This is a genomic window from Stappia taiwanensis, from assembly GCF_014635285.1.
GTDB classification, from domain to species: Bacteria; Pseudomonadota; Alphaproteobacteria; order Rhizobiales; family Stappiaceae; genus Stappia; species Stappia taiwanensis.
This window is the reverse complement of the sequence record NZ_BMCR01000002.1, coordinates 231,499-246,717: the sequence shown is the minus strand read 5'-3', so window position 1 is coordinate 246,717 and position 15,219 is coordinate 231,499. Positions and strand designations below refer to the sequence as shown.

The window sequence follows — 15,219 nt, the reverse complement described above, 5'->3', positions numbered from 1 at the left end:
ATCATGACGATTTCCAGACGACAGTTTCTGAAAGGTGGCGCCATGGCCACGGGCGGCGCCCGCATGGCGTTGAGCGGGGCCGCTGGCGTTGGCGCCGGTGCGATGCTGCGCCCCCATGCCGCCCGGGCGGAAGCTGCGCATGGGTTTGCTCTTGGCGAGACCAAAGTCACGGTGCTGACCGATGGCGGCTTGACGCTGCCCGCCTCGACGTTGGCCGCGAATGTGCCGGAAGCGGAGCGGACCGCGTTCCTCACCGCCCATGGGCAGGATCCGGTCACCCGGGCGAGTGCGCTGAACATCACGCTGTTGCAGCGGGGGGACGCTCTGATTCTGGTGGATACCGGCGCGGGCATGAATTTCTTTGAAGATGCGGGGTTGCTCGCCGACAGTTTCGACAGTGCCGGGATCGACCGGGAGGCGGTGACCCATGTGCTGCTCACCCATGCCCATCCCGATCACGTCTGGGGCATCATCGATGATTTCGACGAAAGCGAGCGCTTTTCCAATGCCGAGTACATCATGGGCGCGGCGGAGTGGGATTTCTGGATGAACCCGGATTTCCTGACGTCGACGCCGGAGGAGATCCACGCCTTCGGCCTGGGGGCGCAGCGCAATCTTGGTGCGGTCGCCGAAAAGGTCACCCGGGTCGGCGCGGATCACGCGGTGGTGCCGGGCGTTACCATGATTGCCACGCCCGGGCACACGCCGGGGCACATGTCCGTGCTGGTCGAAGATGGCGGTGCGCAACTGCTGGTGACCGGCGATGCGCTCACCCATCCGACGATTTCATTCGAGCGGCCGGACTGGCAGCCGAGCACCGACCAGATCCCCGAGCAGGCGGCGAAGACGCGGCGCGCGCTGCTCGACCGTGCCGCCACCGACGGGCTGATGCTGGTGGGCTACCATCTGCCCTGGCCGGGCGTCGGCCGGGTCGAGGTCAAGGATCGCACCTGGCGCTACGTCGCGGCCTGATCTAACGCGCCCCCACTGGTCAGCGGATTATCGCCGATCCGCTGGCCGTATCGACGCCGGCCCCGGCGGGGCTGGCACTGACCCCGACAGCACCGGCGGAGATCTCCGTGCCGCCCTGTGGCGCCGGGCTCAGCACCGCGCCACCGACCGATGCGGAGACGCAGGCGCCAAGGACAACGGGCGCAAGCAGCAGGAGGGCAACAGGCAGCGCGGCGCGGGCTTGGGCGACGAGGGGGCTGTTTGGCAAGGCTGGCAACTCCTCACGGGATGGCGGTGGGCGGGCAGGTGGTGCGCGGGTCGCGGGCGAAGATTGGCCGGCGAAGATGACGGAACCGTGATCTTGAGGCAAGACCGGTCCCGCACCGCCTTGCCTTGGGCGGGAAACGCGGGCATTGTGCCGCGCCATGGATCCCCAACAGAGCCTTGAACAGCCCGTCATGACCGACGCCTCGGCCACTGCCGACCGCCCCTTGCCGTCGCAGGAGAGCGACTGCCCGCCGCTTTTCCGCAACGCGCCGTCCTCCGTCGCCTTCAAGAAGCTGCGCAAGCGGCTTTTGCGCGAGGTGCGCGAGACCATCGACCGCTATGGCATGTTGCCGAAGGAGCCGCGCGCGCGGCCGCCGCGCTGGCTGGTCTGCCTGTCCGGCGGCAAGGACAGCTACACGCTTCTGGCGGTGCTGCTCGATCTGAAATGGCGGGGGCTGCTGCCGGTCGATCTCCTGGCCTGCAATCTGGACCAGGCGCAGCCGGGCTTTCCCGCCGATGTGCTGCCGGCGTTCTTCGCCGCTCATGACATTCCGCACCGGATCGTGCGCGAGGACACCTATTCCATCGTCACCGACAAGGTGCCGGCCAGTAAGACCTATTGCTCGCTGTGCTCCCGGCTGCGGCGCGGACTGCTCTACCGCACGGCGCGGGAGGAGGGCTGCGAGGCGATTGTGCTCGGCCATCACCGCGAAGATGCGCTGGAAACGATGATGATGAACCTGTTTCACGGCGGTCGTCTGGCGGCAATGCCGCCGAAGCTGCTCAACGACGAGGGCGATCTGTTCGTGCTGCGGCCGCTGATGGGCTCGGCGGAGGCCGACATCGGGCGGTTTGCCCGGGCGATGGAGTTTCCGATCATCCCGTGCGATCTGTGCGGCAGTCAGGACGGGCTGCAGCGGGCGGAGATCAAGAAGATGCTGGAAGGCTGGGAGCGGGACAACCCGGGCCGGCTCGGGGTCATGGCGCGGGCGCTGTCCCATGTGCGGCCCTCGCATCTGCATGATCCGGCGCTGTTCCCCTTCATCGAGCTTGCCACCGATGGCGCGGCGCCGGCGGGAGCTCATGAGGAGGCGGATCCTTGCGGGGCGGCCGCCGCCATGAACGCACGGATGTTCGCCGCCGACTGATCCGATCCATCCCCGATTTTGTTTCAAGAGCCGGGAAGGGAACCTTTCCCGGCTTTGTCTTTCGGGTGCCCGCTGTTGCCGGCGCCTCTTTTTTCTCGGAGCCTCCAAGATGACCACCCCCATGCCCTGCGGCATTGACTTCGGCACGTCCAATTCCACCGCCTCGGTTCTGGGCGCCGATGGGGAGAGCCGCCTGCTGCCCCTGGAGGGGGCAAGCGCGGTGCTGCCAAGCACCCTGTTCTTTTCCTTCGAGGACCCTTCCGTGCGCTTCGGCCGGGCCGCTGTCGGCGCCTATGTCGAGGGTGTCGAGGGGCGGCTGATGCGCTCGTTGAAGAGCGTTCTCGGCTCCAGCACCATGGCGGAAAAAACCACGATCAAGGCGAAGCGCTGGAGCTTCTCCGATATCATCGGCCTCTATCTGAGCCAGGTGAAGCGCCGCGCGGAAGAGGCGGCGGGGCAGCCGTTCGACAAGGTGGTGCTGGGTCGCCCGGTGCATTTCGTCGATGACAATGAAGAGGCGGACCGGCGCGCGGAAGGCGAGCTTGAAGCGATTGCCCGCGCCTCAGGGTTCGACACCGTGGCCTTTCAGTTCGAACCGATTGCCGCCGCGCTCGAATATGAGCGATCGGTACAGGGCGAGGAGCTGGCCGTGATCATCGACCTGGGCGGCGGCACCTCCGATTTCGCCATCGTGCGGGTGTCGCCGGAGCGCCGCCGCAGCCCCGACCGGCGCGAGGACATTCTCGCCAACACGGGTGTGCATATCGGCGGCACCGATTTCGATCGGTTGCTCAGCCTGAAGAAAATCATGCCGGCGCTCGGCTATGGCACGCCGACCCGCGACGGGGACCGCGACCTGCCGAACTGGGCCTATTTCGAGCTGGCCACCTGGCACCGCATCAACTTCCTCTATGCGCCGCAGGTCGATACGCGGCTGCGCGGTCTGAGGCAGGATGCGGCTCGGCCCGAGCTGGTGGACCGGCTGATGGCGGTGGTTTCCGAGCGTCAGGGACATGCATTGGCTGGCGCGGTGGAGGAAGTGAAGATCGCGTTGTCCGGCGAGGAAGCGCACCGGTTCGCCTTCCCGCTGCCGGAGGAGAATCTGGATATCGAGGTGCTGCGCACGGATTTCGTTGCGGCGATCGAGCGCGCCGTTGGCGGCATCGAGACGGCGCTTTCCGGCTGCCTGCAACAGGCCGGTGTCGGCGCGGAGGCAATCTCCTCGGTGTTCCTGACAGGTGGCTCGGCGTCCGTGCCGTTCGTGCGCGAGCGGCTGACACGCCTGTTCCCACAAGCCCGGGTGGTGCAGGGCGATGTGTTCGGCAGTGTCGGCGCCGGGCTGGCGCTCGATGCGGCGCGCAAATACGGAACGGGCTGACCCCGGTTGCCGGGGGGCTACGACCCCTTGCTGGCGTCGAGGCCGTTCGCGGCCCCAACGGGCCGGTTGCGCACGAGAATGACAAGGCCGGACTTGGCTTCTTCGGCGCCTTCGCTTGCCAGTCCACCATGGGCGCGGCAGGTATCGGCGTCGCTGACGCCGCTTTGCGGGGCAAAGACCATCAGGTCGACACAGGCGATGCGTCGAAGGCGGCTGTCATTGTCGGCGGCCATGGTGACAAGGCCCAGGCCGAGGCTGAGCGCGAAGCCGATGCTGATGAGTTTGACAATCCGCATGGGTCCGGTCCTTTCGGTGGCGGTCGTCCCAGATGTGGACTGAACAATGCCCTACCTCAGGTGTGTCTTGCCTGAAGGAAGCATTCATCCAGTGTTCAGCTTCGGCGATTCGGAAAAAATTTCATAGTCTTTAAATCTTGCAAAAAAAATGGCGGATCGACTTCGATCCGCCATGCGTTAACCATTTGTTAACGGATTTTTTCAGGCTGACTGGCCCGTCTTTATTCCCTTCTCGGCGAAATGTGCCTGAAGTTCCTGGTTCTGGAACATCTCGCGGACGATGTCGCAGCCGCCAACGAACTCGCCCTTGACGTAGAGCTGGGGAATGGTCGGCCAGTCGGAGAAGCTCTTGATGCCCTGGCGAAGGTCATCGTCTTCCAGCACGTTGATGCCCTTGTAGGGCACACCGATGTAGTCGAGGATCTGCACGACCTGGCCGGAGAACCCGCACTGCGGGAAGGCGGGCGTGCCCTTCATGAAGAGAACGACGTCATTGGTGTCGACTTCGTTCTTGATCCAGTTTTCGATGCTCATGGGTCGTCCTTTCGTTCCGCCGGGGTCAAGAGCCGGCGAGCGGGGGATGGGTTTTCTCAGTCCGGAGCGCTGGTCTGAAGCGCCAGGGCGTGCAATTCGCCGCCCATATTGCCCTTCAGCGCCTGATAGACCATCTGGTGCTGCTGCACCCGGGTCTTGCCGCGAAAGGCATCCGAGACAACGACGGCGGCGTAGTGATCGCCATCGCCGGCGAGATCGCGGATCTCGACCCGGGCGTCGGGAAGGGATGCTTTGATCAACGCCTCGATCTCACGTGCCTGCATTGCCATGTTCATGTCCTTTGTGCCGGGGCGTCGATGCGCTCCAGTGCCACGTCTGCGCCGTCAGGCGCCGCTCATGTAGTCCGGGAACCAAGTCTCGTGGCTCTCGCGGAGCTTTGCAACGGATATGGTGAGAATGTCCTCAACCGTCAAATCGGACCCGGTGACCGAGCCGATCTCCACGAGCTCGATTCCGGCGTCGAGCGCATCCTCTGTCACGGCGGCGACCTCGGCGGGGGAGACCGCGAGAACGTAGCGGCCCTGGTCCTCGCCGAACAGCGCCGCATGGGCCGGTGCCGGCACCTTGACGCGGCAGCCGCGGTCTCCGGCCATGGCCATTTCCGCCAGGGCGACGGCGAGGCCGCCGGAGGAGATGTCATGGACGCTGGTCACCCGGCGGGCGCGGATCAGCTCGCGCACGAAATCGCCGCGGCGGCGTTCGGCGGCCAGATCGACCGGCGGCGGGGCGCCGACTTCCGAGCCGACGATGTCGCGCAGATAGGTGCTCTGACCCAGATGGGTGCCATGACCGCCGATCACCAGCAGGATGTCGCCGTCATTGGCGAGGGCAAGGCTGGCGCGGGTGTCGACATCGTCGATCAGGCCAACGCCGCCCATCGCCGGGGTCGGCAGGATCGCTTCGCCATTGGTCTCGTTGTAGAGCGAGACGTTGCCGGAGACGATCGGCATGTCGAGCGCGGAACAGGCCGCGCCGATGCCCTTGATGGCACCGACGAGCTGCCCCATGATCTCCGGCTTTTCCGGATTGCCGAAATTGAGGTTGTCGGTGGCGGCCAGCGGCTCGGCGCCGACGGCGGTCAGGTTGCGCCAGCACTCGGCGACCGCCTGCTTGCCGCCCTCGAACGGATCGGCCTCCACATAGCGCGGGCAAACATCGACACTGAAGGCCAGTGCCTTGCCCTTGTCGCCAACGCGGATGATGCCGGCGTCGCCGCCGGGGGTGACGACGCTGTTGCCCTGCACCAGCGTGTCATACTGCTCGTAGACCCAGCGGCGGGAAGCGCCATTGGCATTGCCGACAAGGGTCATGAGGGCGTCGGCATAGTCGGCCGGCTCGGCCACATCCTCGGCGGCGAGCACGGCGCGCTTCGGGCTCTCGATCCAGGGGCGGTCGTATTCCGGCGCTTCGTCGCCCAGCTCCTTGATCGGCAGATCGGCGACCGTGTCGCCCTGGTGCCGGACAATGAAACGCAGGGTGTCGGTGGTGACGCCGACGATGGCGAAGTCGAGGCCCCATTTGCGGAAGATCGCTTCCGCTTCGGCTTCCTTTTCCGGCCGCAGCACCATGAGCATCCGCTCCTGGCTCTCCGACAGCATCATCTCATAGGCGGACATGCCGGTTTCGCGTACCGGCACCTGGTCGAGGTCGAGGTCGATGCCAAGGTTGCCCTTGGCGCCCATCTCCACCGCCGAACAGGTAAGGCCTGCGGCGCCCATGTCCTGGATCGCCACCACCGCGCCGGAGCCCATCAGTTCCAGGCAGGCTTCCAGCAGGCATTTTTCGGTGAAGGGGTCGCCGACCTGGACGGTCGGGCGCTTCTCGTCGATGGCGTCATCGAATTCGGCGCTGGCCATGGTGGCGCCGCCGACGCCGTCGCGTCCGGTCTTGGCGCCCAGGTAGACCACCGGCAGGCCGACGCCCTCGGCCTTGGACAGGAAGATGCCATCGGCCGGGGCGATGCCGGCGGCGAAGGCATTGACCAGGCAGTTGCCGTTGTAGCGGGCGTGGAACTCCACCTCGCCGCCAACCGTCGGCACGCCGAAGGAATTGCCATAGCCGCCGACACCGGCGACGACGCCGGAGACCAGATGGCGGGTGCGCGAATGCTCGGGCGCGCCGAAGCGCAGGGCATTCATCGCCGCCACCGGGCGCGCGCCCATGGTGAACACGTCGCGCAGGATGCCGCCGACCCCGGTGGCCGCGCCCTGATAGGGCTCGATGTAGGAGGGGTGGTTGTGGCTTTCCATCTTGAAGACCACGGTCTCACCGTCGCCGATATCGACGACGCCGGCGTTCTCGCCCGGGCCCTGCAGCACGCGCGGGCCTTCGGTCGGCAGGGTCTTCAGCCACTTCTTCGACGACTTGTAGGAACAGTGCTCGTTCCACATGGCGGAGAAGATACCGAGCTCGGTGAAGCTTGGCGTGCGCCCGATCAGCGCAAGGATGCGCTCATACTCGTCGGGCTTCAGGCCATGGGCCTCGATCAGGTCGGTGGTGATCTCGATATCGTTGGGGATCATGTTCGGTCCGGAGCTTGGCGGCGAATTGTGATGCCCGTTTAGCAAAACGGATCGGCAAAGGGAATTGCAGACATCGCCGCAGACCGGTCTAATGCGTCAATAGATGCTTGCCGGAGAGTTTTCTTGACCGCCCCCCGCCGCCTTCACCTGATTCTGCACGGCAAAGCCGCGATCCGGGAGGATGTGCGCGCGGCCATTGGCGCCCTGCGCGAGCAGGGGCACGCGGTCGATGTGTCCGTCACCTTCGAGGCTGGCGATGCAGCGCGTTTCACCCATCAGGGCATGGAGCGGGTAAGGGCCGGCGAGACCGACGTGATCGTTGCCGCTGGCGGCGATGGGACGCTCAACGAGGTGGTGGCCGCCGGGCTCTCGACCCAGGAGGGCGGGAAAGAAGGTGCCACCTTCGCGCTCTGGCCGCTGGGCACCGCCAACGACTTCGCGCAAGGGCTGGGGTTGCCTGCCGCCGATCTGCGGGCGGGCTTGCGGCTTTGCGCCGAAGGCAAGGTACGCACGATCGACGCGGGCAGTGTCAATGGCCGCTATTTCATCAATCTGGCCAGCGGCGGCACGGCCACCCGGATCACCGCCGAAACGGACCCAGCGGCCAAGCGGCTACTCGGCGGCGCCGCTTATCTGATCGCTGGCGTCAGCCGGATCGGCGACCTGACGCTGTCCCATGCATGCTTTTCCAGTGAGAGCTTTTGCTGGGAGGGGGAGTTCGTTGCCATGGCCGCCGGCAACGGTCGGCAGGCGGGCGGCGGCATCGTCCTGTGTCCGCACGCACGAATCGATGACGGCGAGTTGGATCTGACCATCGTGCCGCTGCCCGACGCGGACGGGATCCGCAATCTGGTCGGTGGGCTGCTACGCGATGGACGCAACCATCTGCCGGAATTCACCGAGACCGTCCGTTTCCGTGAGCTGTTGGTGGAAAGCGCGGCGCCGCTGTCGGTCAATCTCGATGGTGAGCCGATGTCCGCCGATCGGCTGGAGATCAAGGTGCATCCGGGGGCGGTGCGGTTCGTCACCGGCGATGGGCCGCGCTGACAGGACTGCGGCGCCCGATCAGCGCTTGGTGCCGAGCGTGGTGGGCTGTTCCAGCGCGTAGACCACCTCGGCGATTTCGTCGAAACGGGCGGAGATGGCGGCCTGGGCATCCAGCAGCCCGCGATTGTAAAAGGCACCGCCGATTTCCTCCGACAGGAAACGGAGGAAGATATCGGCATCGAGCGCGCCGATCTCCATGTCGAATTCATCGCGCAGGTGGTCGCGGATGCGCCGTGCAAGCGCAGCGCGCTCTTCCTTGCTGAACTCGATCTTTGCCACGGGCGGGCTCCTTCTGCGCCGGGACCCGCCGGGCTGGCGTGCCTGGTCAGGCGGCGGCGAAGGCGCCGGCGATGCTTTCGAACAGGCGGCGTCCGTCGGTGCCGCCCTGCAGCGCCTCCACCAGGTTCTCCGGGTGGGGCATCATGCCCAGCACATTGCCGCCCTCATTGAGGATGCCGGCGATGTCGTTGATCGAGCCGTTCGGATTGGTGTCGCGCGCATAGCGGAAGGCGACCCGGCCGGTATCTTCCAGGCGGGCAAGCGTGTCCGCATCGGCAAAGTAGTTGCCGTCATGATGGGCGATCGGGCAGCGCCAGACATCGCCCTTGGCGAAGTTACGGGTGAAGGGGCTGTCGGTGGAGACCGTTTCGAGCAGCACCTCGCGGCAGACGAAGGTCAGCCCCTCGTTGCGCATCAGGGCGCCCGGCAGCAGGCCGGCCTCGGTCAGCATCTGGAAGCCGTTGCACACGCCAAGCACCAGCCGGCCGGAGGCGGCGAACTCGGCCACCGCGCGCATGATCGGCGCGCGGGCGGCGATGGCGCCGGAGCGCAGGTAGTCGCCATAGGAAAAGCCGCCGGGCAGCACCACCAGATCCACATCGGGCAGGGTGGTGTCGGCGTGCCAGACGGAAACCGGGTCCTGGCCGGTGACCGTCTTCAGCGCGTGGGCGATATCGTGGTCGCGGTTGGAACCGGGAAAGACGATGACGGCGGATTTCATGGCGTGCGTTCCGTTCGTTCAGACCAGAAAAAACGCGGCGAGAAGGGCCAGCGTGGCGGGCAGGGCGATGAACACCGCGGCCTTGATCAACAGAAAGCGCAGGGCGCGGGCACTGTCGTCATCCATCGGCGTTGCGCCCTGTCCTTCAAAGGATCTCGATAGCGTAGTTTTCGATCACCGTGTTGGCGAGCAGCTTCTCGCACATGTCTTCAAGGCTGGCGCGGGCCGCGCCGGCATCCTGCGCGTTCAACTCGACATCGAAGACCTTGCCCTGGCGCACACTGTCGACACCGGCGAAGCCGAGCGCGGCGAGACCGCCTTCGATCGCCTTGCCCTGAGGGTCGAGGACGCCGGTCTTCAGGGTCACGGTTACACGAGCTTTCATCGGTTTCAACTCTCCAGAATGCGGTCGCTTGCGGACGGTCGCCCGTCCGTCTCGCGCCGCTTCTACCGCGCCGGCATCGCGGATGAAAGACTCTTTTGCACAAGGGGGGCGATCCGCCGCGTTCGGGCGGCATAGCGCTCCCTTTCAGTTCACCCTTGAGACGGACGAGGGGAGGTGTCGGCGCGGTTGCCGGCAGCCTCGCCGTCAGCCGGGTAGGCCGTCCATGCTCGGGACATCCTGCAGGTTCGAATCCCAGCCGGCGCGGTCCGCGCAGCAGATATGCGCGTTCGGGCGGATGTCGATGGCGCTGTCGAGGCTGCCCGCCGGGACGACCAGCAGGGCGCCGTCCATCTGGAGCCCTGGAACCGCAGACCCGCAGGTCCGGCAGAAGCTCTTTTCATGCCGCGTGTTCGGAACCTTGTAGGTGGTGATGTTGTCCTGCCCTGACGCCCAGGTGATCGTCGCCGTTGTGGAAAACAGGTTGGCCGCATGGGCGGACCCGGTGTCCTTCCGGCAGCGCGCGCAGTGGCACAGGAAAAAGCAGTCGAAGGCGCCGGAAATCTCGAAGCGGACGGTGCCGCACTGGCACGCACCGTGATGGGTGTGGGGCATCGAGGACCTCAGTTTCTTGGCATGGCCGCGCTCTGCCGGAAATGCGGTCGGCGTGGCGACGATGGTGGGTGAACGAATGCGGGTAAAACTAGAGATGACGTCTTTGACGTGCAATGGCGTGGAGGCCCAAATGTGTGGGCGATGCGCGCGGGGCAAGAAAAAACCCGGCGGGCGTGTGGCCTGCCGGGTCTTTGTACGTGTCTCGCGGGACTGTCGTGCGGCGCTGCGCCGGTTCCCGGATCGCGTCCCGCGTTACTTGACCAGCACCGGGCCGGAGCCGGCGGGCCGGTCGTTGTCGTTGAGGATGCCGAGGCGGCGGGCCACCTCCTGATAGGCTTCCAGCATTCCGCCGAGGTCGCGGCGGAAGCGGTCCTTGTCCATCTTCTCGTTCGACTGGATGTCCCAGAGGCGGCAGCTGTCGGGCGAGATTTCGTCGGCGACGACGATACGCATCATGTCGCCTTCCCACATCCGGCCGCATTCGATCTTGAAATCGACGAGACGGATGCCGACGCCGAGGAACAGGCCGGACAGGAAGTCGTTGACGCGGATCGCCAGCGCCATGATGTCGTCCATCTCCTGCGGAGCGCACCAGCCGAAGGCGGTGATATGCTCTTCGGAGACCATCGGATCGTCGAGTTCGTCGTTCTTGTAGTAGAACTCGATGATCGAACGCGGGAGCTGCGTGCCCTCTTCAAGGCCGAGCCGCTTGGACAGGGAGCCGGCGGCGACGTTGCGCACCACGACCTCCAGCGGAATCATCTCCACTTCCCGGACCAACTGCTCGCGCATGTTCATACGGCGCAGGAAGTGAGTCGGGATCCCGATCGCGTTCAGGTGGTTGAAGATGTACTCGGAGATCCGGTTGTTGAGGACCCCCTTGCCATCGATGATCTCATGCTTCTTGTTGTTGAAGGCGGTGGCATCGTCTTTGAAGTGCTGGATCAGCGTCCCCGGTTCGGGGCCTTCATAGAGGATCTTGCCCTTGCCTTCGTAAATGCGCCGGCGGCGGTTCATGGGCACGTACCGTGTTGGTGAAAGAAAATCCATGCTGGCGGAGGTTGCTCCGGTCGGTTCGCCGTCTCATCCCCAAGGTATCGGTCCCTGAAGGGTCTGAGCTCGGCTGATGCATCATCGGCCCCCCGCTAGATGGCGCGGAACCTACACGATCGCCCGGCAAAGTACAATCGAAGCGGGGCAGAGAAATTCGCAGCCCTTGCCGCCAGGTCGGGCAAGCGGGGCGCAATGCGTGTGCAGATGCCGATCTCGCGTTGATTTGGCCGATGTGCGAGGATATGCAAAGGCGTTCTTTCATCCCCATATGGGGATTATCGGGATAGATTCTTCCAGGACCCCGTCACGAGGCAGGAGAAACAAGTATGACCACGTTCGACAATCGCGAAGAGGCGTTTGCCAACAAATTCGCCCATGACGAGGAACTTCGGTTCAAGGCCACGGCCCGGCGCAACAAGCTGCTTGGACTGTGGGCCGCCGAAAAGCTCGGATACGATGCCGCTAAGGCCGAGGAATACGCCAAGGAAGTGGTGCGTTCGGACTTCGAGGAGCCGGGCGACGAAGACGTGTTCCGCAAGATCCGCAAGGATTTCGACGATGCGGGCGTTGAGCAGTCCGACCATCAGATCCGCCGGACCATGGACGAACTGATGCACACGGCCGCGGAACAGATCCGCACCGAAGGTTGATCCGCTTCGCCGGGTCGCCTGCCTGCCCGGCTTGAGGACTGCGCATGGGCCGGTCGCCCGGTCGGGCCATGCGCGGCGCGGCGTGAGAATCGCCGCCCAGCCGCCCGGATTTTCCGGGCTGGCCTCCCGTCTTTCCGTAAGGCCCGTGTTCCCGCAGCCCTCCGGCAGGCCTTTCGGACCCTCGCCGGCTCCCGAAAGGCTCCCGTCATGACGGCTTCTTCCTCTTCCCCGTCCCTTGCCGAGCGACTGCGCCACGACGAGGCCATCGTCACCGCCTGGTCGAGCCTTGCCATGCCGATGCTGGCGGAGGCCCTTGGGCGGTCCGGCTACGGGGCGGTGACGCTGGACATGCAGCACGGCCAGCATGACATCGCCTCGGTGCGCGAGGGCATTGCCGCAACCCGCCTGTCGGGCGCACACAGCGTGGTGCGTACACCGGTTGACGATTTCGCCAGTGTCAGCCGGGTGCTGGATTTCGGCGCCGAAGCGGTGATCATGCCGATGGTCAATTCGGTGGATGACGCATTGGCGCTGGTCGGGGCGGCGAAATTCCCGCCGATGGGCGCCCGGAGCTGGGGGCCGCATCGGGCCGCCATGCTGAAGGGGGAAAGCCCGGCGGCCTATCTTGCTGGCGCCAATCGCGAGACCCTGGCGCTGGCGATGATCGAAACGCCGGCGGCGCTGGCCGCGCTCGATGACATCCTCGCGGTTGACGGGCTGGATGGGGTGTTCGTCGGCCCGGGCGATCTGTCGCTGACCCTTTCCGCCGGCGCCGAGGTGGTGCCCGGCAGCGACCGCGTGCAGACCGTGGCGGCGGATATCGCCGTAAGGACGCGGGCGGCCGGAAAGATCGCTGGTATCTTCTGCAATGCCGCCGAAGACGCCCGGGGCGCACAGAAGATGGGCTTCCGCTTCATGGCCCATGGGGTCGACATGAGCCTGTTGATGGAGGCGGCCGGCGCGGCCAGCGCCGTCCTCGACTGACGGGGCGGTTTTTGCGTGTTTGCCCCTATCGGACAAACACGCTGTGACGGCGTGCCACAGCAAAATTTCGGTCTTCGCTATCTATGATAGCGCCATCGAGCGGCGTGGCCGGGGGTGGGGCCTTGAAAGGCAGTCCGGCACGCCGGAGGTTTGCCTGAGGTTTGTCCGCCATGTGGAAAGTCGCCGCCCTTCTGGCCATTGTCATCACGCCGGCGATGGCCGGCGTTTTCGCGCTCATGCCCATGACCTTCTACGGGATCAACGACTACGCCCCGTGGCTGCTGGCCGCCTTTGCCGGGGTGGGCGCGCTGCTTGGCCTGCCGGTCAGTTATCTCGTTGCGCGCCAGGTCTACCGTTTGACCGGCGGCGGGCGCGGCGCGGCTTGACGCCTTCTGGGAACGCGGCGCGGTTCCCTTGAATGCAAAACGGGCGAGGTCGTGTGCCTCGCCCGTTTTCATTGTCAGAGCGTTTTCATCAGATAGGCGAAGGAAATCAGCCCGTCCGGCCAGGGGCCGTGGCCGCTGGCGAGGTCAATGTGACCGGATTCGCCCGCGTCCTGGAAATGGGCGCCCCAATCGCTCGCCATCTCGTGGGCGGTGTCGAAGGCGCAGGACGGGTCCGTGCGGCTGGCGACCACCCTTGTGGTGAACGGCAAGGGGCCGGTCGGCCGGGGATGAAAACCGGTCGTGTCGAAATGCGGTGCCGGATCGGTCTGCCCCAGATCCGGCGGGGCGACGAGAAACGCGCCACGCACCTTGCCATGCTCGAAATGACGGGCCGCGTGGGCCACGGTGAGCACGCCGAGAGAATGAGCGACCAGCACCACCGGCCGCTGTGCGTCCGCGACTGCCTCGACCAGCCCGTCCATCCAGGCCTTGAACACCGGCGCATGCCCGCCCGGCAGCTCGACGAAACGGGCATTGGCCATCTTGTCCCGCCAACGGTTCAGCCAGTGCCCGGCCGGGACGTCGCCCAGGCCGGGAACCAGCAGAATGTCGGCGTCGGCGATCTTCATCGCGTCAGGCGCTCCCGAACACGCGGGCAAAGATCGTGTCGACCGCCTTGGTGTGATAGGCGAGGTCGAAGCGGCTGCGAATTTCCTCTTCCGACAGATGCGAGCGCACATCGGCGTCGTTCAGAAGCTCGGTGAGGAAGTCGACCCCGGCGCTGCCGGAGACCTGGTAGCTGTCCCAGACCTTCATGGCGTTGCGCTGCACGAGGCGATAGGCATCCTCGCGCGAGCAGCCGGCCTGGGTGAGGGCCAGCAGGATGCGCTGGGAGTGCACCAGGCCGCCGAGCCGGTCCATGTTGCCGATCATCCGCTCCGGGTAGACCAGCAGCTTGTCAATGACGCCGGTGAGGCGGGCAAGGGCGAAGTCGAGGGTGACGGTTGCGTCGGGGCCGATCATCCGCTCGACGGAGGAGTGGGAAATGTCGCGCTCGTGCCACAGGGCAACGTTCTCCATCGCCGGCAGGGCATAGGCGCGGACCATGCGGGCCAGGCCGGTAAGATTTTCGGTCAGCACCGGGTTGCGCTTGTGCGGCATCGCCGAGGAGCCCTTCTGGCCGGGGGAGAAATACTCCTCCGCTTCCAGCACCTCGGTGCGCTGCAGATGGCGGATTTCCGTTGCCACCCGCTCCACGGAGGAAGCGATGACGCCGAGCGTGGCGAAGAACATGGCGTGGCGGTCGCGCGGGATCACCTGGGTGGAGACCGGTTCGGCGGCAAGGCCCATGGCCTTGGCCACATGCTCTTCCACGCGCGGGTCGATGTTGGCGAAGGTGCCGACGGCGCCGGAAATCGCGCAGGTCGCCACTTCCGCGCGGGCGGCGACCAGCCGGTCGCGGCAGCGGGAGAACTCCGCATAGGCTTCGGCCATCTTCAGGCCGAAGGTCACCGGCTCGGCATGGATGCCGTGCGAGCGGCCGATGCAGACCGTGTCCTTGTGCTCCAGCGCCCGGCGCTTCAACGCGGCCAGCAGGGCGTCGAGATCGGCCAGCAGCAGGTCGGCGGCGCGGGTGAGCTGCACATTAAGGCAGGTGTCGAGCACGTCGGAGGAGGTCATGCCCTGATGGACGAAGCGGGCGTCCGGGCCGACGATCTCGGCCAGATGGGTCAGGAAGGCGATGACGTCATGCTTGGTCTCGCGCTCGATTGCATCGATCCGTTCCACGTCGAAGGTCGCCGCGCCGCCCTTGTCCCAGATCGTCTTGGCGGCGTCCTTGGGGATCACGCCGAGTTCGGCCAGCGCGTCGCAGGCATGGGCCTCGATCTCGAACCAGATGCGGAACTTCGTCTCGGGCGACCAGATGGCGACCATCTCGGGTCGCGAGTAGCGCGGAATCATGCGGTGTCCTCGTCAGCGGGGGG

The 15,219-nt window shown here is 65.8% G+C and carries 20 protein-coding genes; 7 read left to right on the top strand and 13 right to left on the bottom strand.

What is annotated here, in order from left to right:
* Positions 1 to 3: 3 nt before the first annotated feature.
* Positions 4 to 972, top strand: a complete 969-nt coding sequence (locus IEV83_RS05055; protein ID WP_181758692.1) for an MBL fold metallo-hydrolase — start codon at positions 4 to 6, stop codon at positions 970 to 972.
* Positions 973 to 991: 19 nt separating this feature from the next.
* Here the strand turns inward: IEV83_RS05055 and IEV83_RS05050 are convergent, their stop codons facing one another.
* Complete coding sequence (locus IEV83_RS05050; protein WP_181758693.1) at positions 992 to 1,219, bottom strand: hypothetical protein; 228 nt, start codon at positions 1,217 to 1,219, stop codon at positions 992 to 994.
* 190 nt (positions 1,220 to 1,409) lie between these two features.
* Between IEV83_RS05050 and ttcA the strand changes: the two genes are divergently transcribed.
* Together ttcA and IEV83_RS05040 are read left to right on the top strand one after the other, a co-directional pair.
* Positions 1,410 to 2,366, top strand: coding sequence for a tRNA 2-thiocytidine(32) synthetase TtcA (gene ttcA, locus IEV83_RS05045; protein ID WP_181758694.1), 957 nt, complete (start codon positions 1,410 to 1,412; stop codon positions 2,364 to 2,366).
* A 109-nt stretch (positions 2,367 to 2,475) separates the two neighbouring features.
* A complete protein-coding gene (locus IEV83_RS05040) occupies positions 2,476 to 3,744 on the top strand; it encodes an Hsp70 family protein (RefSeq protein WP_181758695.1) in 1,269 nt (422 codons plus the stop codon).
* A 17-nt stretch (positions 3,745 to 3,761) separates the two neighbouring features.
* On the opposite strand, the gene IEV83_RS05035 is transcribed toward IEV83_RS05040, so the two are convergent.
* The 4 genes from IEV83_RS05035 to purL form a co-directional block, all read right to left on the bottom strand.
* A complete protein-coding gene (locus IEV83_RS05035) occupies positions 3,762 to 4,040 on the bottom strand; it encodes an antitermination protein (protein ID WP_181758696.1) in 279 nt (92 codons plus the stop codon).
* 201 nt (positions 4,041 to 4,241) lie between these two features.
* Positions 4,242 to 4,574 (bottom strand): Grx4 family monothiol glutaredoxin, encoded by a 333-nt coding sequence (gene grxD / locus IEV83_RS05030; RefSeq protein WP_181758697.1) that lies wholly within the window; start codon positions 4,572 to 4,574, stop codon positions 4,242 to 4,244.
* Positions 4,575 to 4,630: 56 nt separating this feature from the next.
* Complete coding sequence (locus IEV83_RS05025) at positions 4,631 to 4,864, bottom strand: BolA family protein (protein ID WP_181758698.1); 234 nt, start codon at positions 4,862 to 4,864, stop codon at positions 4,631 to 4,633.
* A 54-nt stretch (positions 4,865 to 4,918) separates the two neighbouring features.
* Positions 4,919 to 7,117: a phosphoribosylformylglycinamidine synthase subunit PurL gene (gene purL / locus IEV83_RS05020; RefSeq protein WP_181758699.1), complete on the bottom strand. Its 2,199-nt coding sequence runs from the start codon at positions 7,115 to 7,117 to the stop codon at positions 4,919 to 4,921.
* 123 nt (positions 7,118 to 7,240) lie between these two features.
* On the opposite strand from purL, the gene yegS reads away from it, so the two are divergent.
* A complete protein-coding gene (yegS, locus tag IEV83_RS05015) occupies positions 7,241 to 8,164 on the top strand; it encodes a lipid kinase YegS (RefSeq protein WP_181758700.1) in 924 nt (307 codons plus the stop codon).
* Between the two features lie 18 nt (positions 8,165 to 8,182).
* Here yegS and IEV83_RS05010 read toward each other — a convergent pair whose 3' ends face one another.
* The 6 genes from IEV83_RS05010 to purC all read right to left on the bottom strand — a co-directional run bounded on the left by IEV83_RS05010 (position 8,183) and on the right by purC (position 11,211).
* Positions 8,183 to 8,443, bottom strand: coding sequence for a DUF2164 domain-containing protein (locus IEV83_RS05010; protein ID WP_181758701.1), 261 nt, complete (start codon positions 8,441 to 8,443; stop codon positions 8,183 to 8,185).
* Positions 8,444 to 8,489: 46 nt separating this feature from the next.
* Entirely contained in the window at positions 8,490 to 9,164 is a 675-nt protein-coding gene (gene purQ, locus IEV83_RS05005; RefSeq protein WP_181758702.1) for a phosphoribosylformylglycinamidine synthase subunit PurQ, read from the bottom strand.
* Between the two features lie 18 nt (positions 9,165 to 9,182).
* Positions 9,183 to 9,290 carry a phosphoribosylformylglycinamidine synthase-associated small membrane protein gene (locus IEV83_RS20155; RefSeq protein WP_188478585.1) on the bottom strand — a complete coding sequence of 36 codons (108 nt, stop codon included), beginning with the start codon at positions 9,288 to 9,290 and terminating at the stop codon, positions 9,183 to 9,185.
* A 19-nt stretch (positions 9,291 to 9,309) separates the two neighbouring features.
* The gene (gene purS / locus IEV83_RS04995; RefSeq protein WP_181758703.1) at positions 9,310 to 9,549 is read right to left on the bottom strand and encodes a phosphoribosylformylglycinamidine synthase subunit PurS; all 240 of its coding nucleotides are present in this window, start codon (positions 9,547 to 9,549) and stop codon (positions 9,310 to 9,312) included.
* A gap of 204 nt (positions 9,550 to 9,753) precedes the next feature.
* Complete coding sequence (locus tag IEV83_RS04990; protein WP_244628071.1) at positions 9,754 to 10,317, bottom strand: GFA family protein; 564 nt, start codon at positions 10,315 to 10,317, stop codon at positions 9,754 to 9,756.
* A 96-nt stretch (positions 10,318 to 10,413) separates the two neighbouring features.
* Positions 10,414 to 11,211: a phosphoribosylaminoimidazolesuccinocarboxamide synthase gene (gene purC, locus IEV83_RS04985; RefSeq protein WP_181758705.1), complete on the bottom strand. Its 798-nt coding sequence runs from the start codon at positions 11,209 to 11,211 to the stop codon at positions 10,414 to 10,416.
* Positions 11,212 to 11,540: 329 nt separating this feature from the next.
* On the opposite strand from purC, the gene IEV83_RS04980 reads away from it, so the two are divergent.
* From IEV83_RS04980 to IEV83_RS04970, 3 genes are all read left to right on the top strand, one after another.
* A complete protein-coding gene (locus tag IEV83_RS04980; protein WP_181758706.1) occupies positions 11,541 to 11,864 on the top strand; it encodes a DUF1476 domain-containing protein in 324 nt (107 codons plus the stop codon).
* Positions 11,865 to 12,071: 207 nt separating this feature from the next.
* Complete coding sequence (locus IEV83_RS04975) at positions 12,072 to 12,848, top strand: HpcH/HpaI aldolase family protein (protein WP_181758707.1); 777 nt, start codon at positions 12,072 to 12,074, stop codon at positions 12,846 to 12,848.
* Between the two features lie 170 nt (positions 12,849 to 13,018).
* Entirely contained in the window at positions 13,019 to 13,234 is a 216-nt protein-coding gene (locus IEV83_RS04970; protein ID WP_181758708.1) for a hypothetical protein, read from the top strand.
* Positions 13,235 to 13,308: 74 nt separating this feature from the next.
* Here IEV83_RS04970 and IEV83_RS04965 read toward each other — a convergent pair whose 3' ends face one another.
* On the bottom strand, positions 13,309 to 13,863 hold the full coding sequence (locus IEV83_RS04965; RefSeq protein WP_181758709.1) for an RBBP9/YdeN family alpha/beta hydrolase: 555 nt from the start codon (positions 13,861 to 13,863) through the stop codon (positions 13,309 to 13,311).
* Positions 13,864 to 13,867: 4 nt separating this feature from the next.
* The gene (gene purB / locus IEV83_RS04960; protein ID WP_181758710.1) at positions 13,868 to 15,196 is read right to left on the bottom strand and encodes an adenylosuccinate lyase; all 1,329 of its coding nucleotides are present in this window, start codon (positions 15,194 to 15,196) and stop codon (positions 13,868 to 13,870) included.
* Between the last annotated feature and the right edge of the window lie 23 nt (positions 15,197 to 15,219).

Excerpts from the sequence above, each read along its gene's own strand:
- IEV83_RS04965 (WP_181758709.1), bottom strand. The coding sequence starts at position 13,863 with ATGAAGATCGCCGACGCCGACATTCTGCTGGTTCCCGGCCTGGGCGAC.
- IEV83_RS04975 (WP_181758707.1), top strand. The coding sequence starts at position 12,072 with ATGACGGCTTCTTCCTCTTCCCCGTCCCTTGCCGAGCGACTGCGCCAC.
- IEV83_RS04980 (WP_181758706.1), top strand. The coding sequence starts at position 11,541 with ATGACCACGTTCGACAATCGCGAAGAGGCGTTTGCCAACAAATTCGCC.
- purC (WP_181758705.1), bottom strand. The coding sequence starts at position 11,211 with ATGGATTTTCTTTCACCAACACGGTACGTGCCCATGAACCGCCGCCGG.
- IEV83_RS05055 (WP_181758692.1), top strand. The coding sequence starts at position 4 with ATGACGATTTCCAGACGACAGTTTCTGAAAGGTGGCGCCATGGCCACG.
- IEV83_RS20155 (WP_188478585.1), bottom strand. The coding sequence starts at position 9,290 with ATGGATGACGACAGTGCCCGCGCCCTGCGCTTTCTGTTGATCAAGGCC.
- purS (WP_181758703.1), bottom strand. The coding sequence starts at position 9,549 with ATGAAAGCTCGTGTAACCGTGACCCTGAAGACCGGCGTCCTCGACCCT.
- purB (WP_181758710.1), bottom strand. The coding sequence starts at position 15,196 with ATGATTCCGCGCTACTCGCGACCCGAGATGGTCGCCATCTGGTCGCCC.
- IEV83_RS05040 (WP_181758695.1), top strand. The coding sequence starts at position 2,476 with ATGACCACCCCCATGCCCTGCGGCATTGACTTCGGCACGTCCAATTCC.
- IEV83_RS05025 (WP_181758698.1), bottom strand. The coding sequence starts at position 4,864 with ATGGCAATGCAGGCACGTGAGATCGAGGCGTTGATCAAAGCATCCCTT.
- IEV83_RS05035 (WP_181758696.1), bottom strand. The coding sequence starts at position 4,040 with ATGCGGATTGTCAAACTCATCAGCATCGGCTTCGCGCTCAGCCTCGGC.
- ttcA (WP_181758694.1), top strand. The coding sequence starts at position 1,410 with ATGACCGACGCCTCGGCCACTGCCGACCGCCCCTTGCCGTCGCAGGAG.
- purL (WP_181758699.1), bottom strand. The coding sequence starts at position 7,117 with ATGATCCCCAACGATATCGAGATCACCACCGACCTGATCGAGGCCCAT.
- IEV83_RS04970 (WP_181758708.1), top strand. The coding sequence starts at position 13,019 with ATGTGGAAAGTCGCCGCCCTTCTGGCCATTGTCATCACGCCGGCGATG.
- purQ (WP_181758702.1), bottom strand. The coding sequence starts at position 9,164 with ATGAAATCCGCCGTCATCGTCTTTCCCGGTTCCAACCGCGACCACGAT.
- grxD (WP_181758697.1), bottom strand. The coding sequence starts at position 4,574 with ATGAGCATCGAAAACTGGATCAAGAACGAAGTCGACACCAATGACGTC.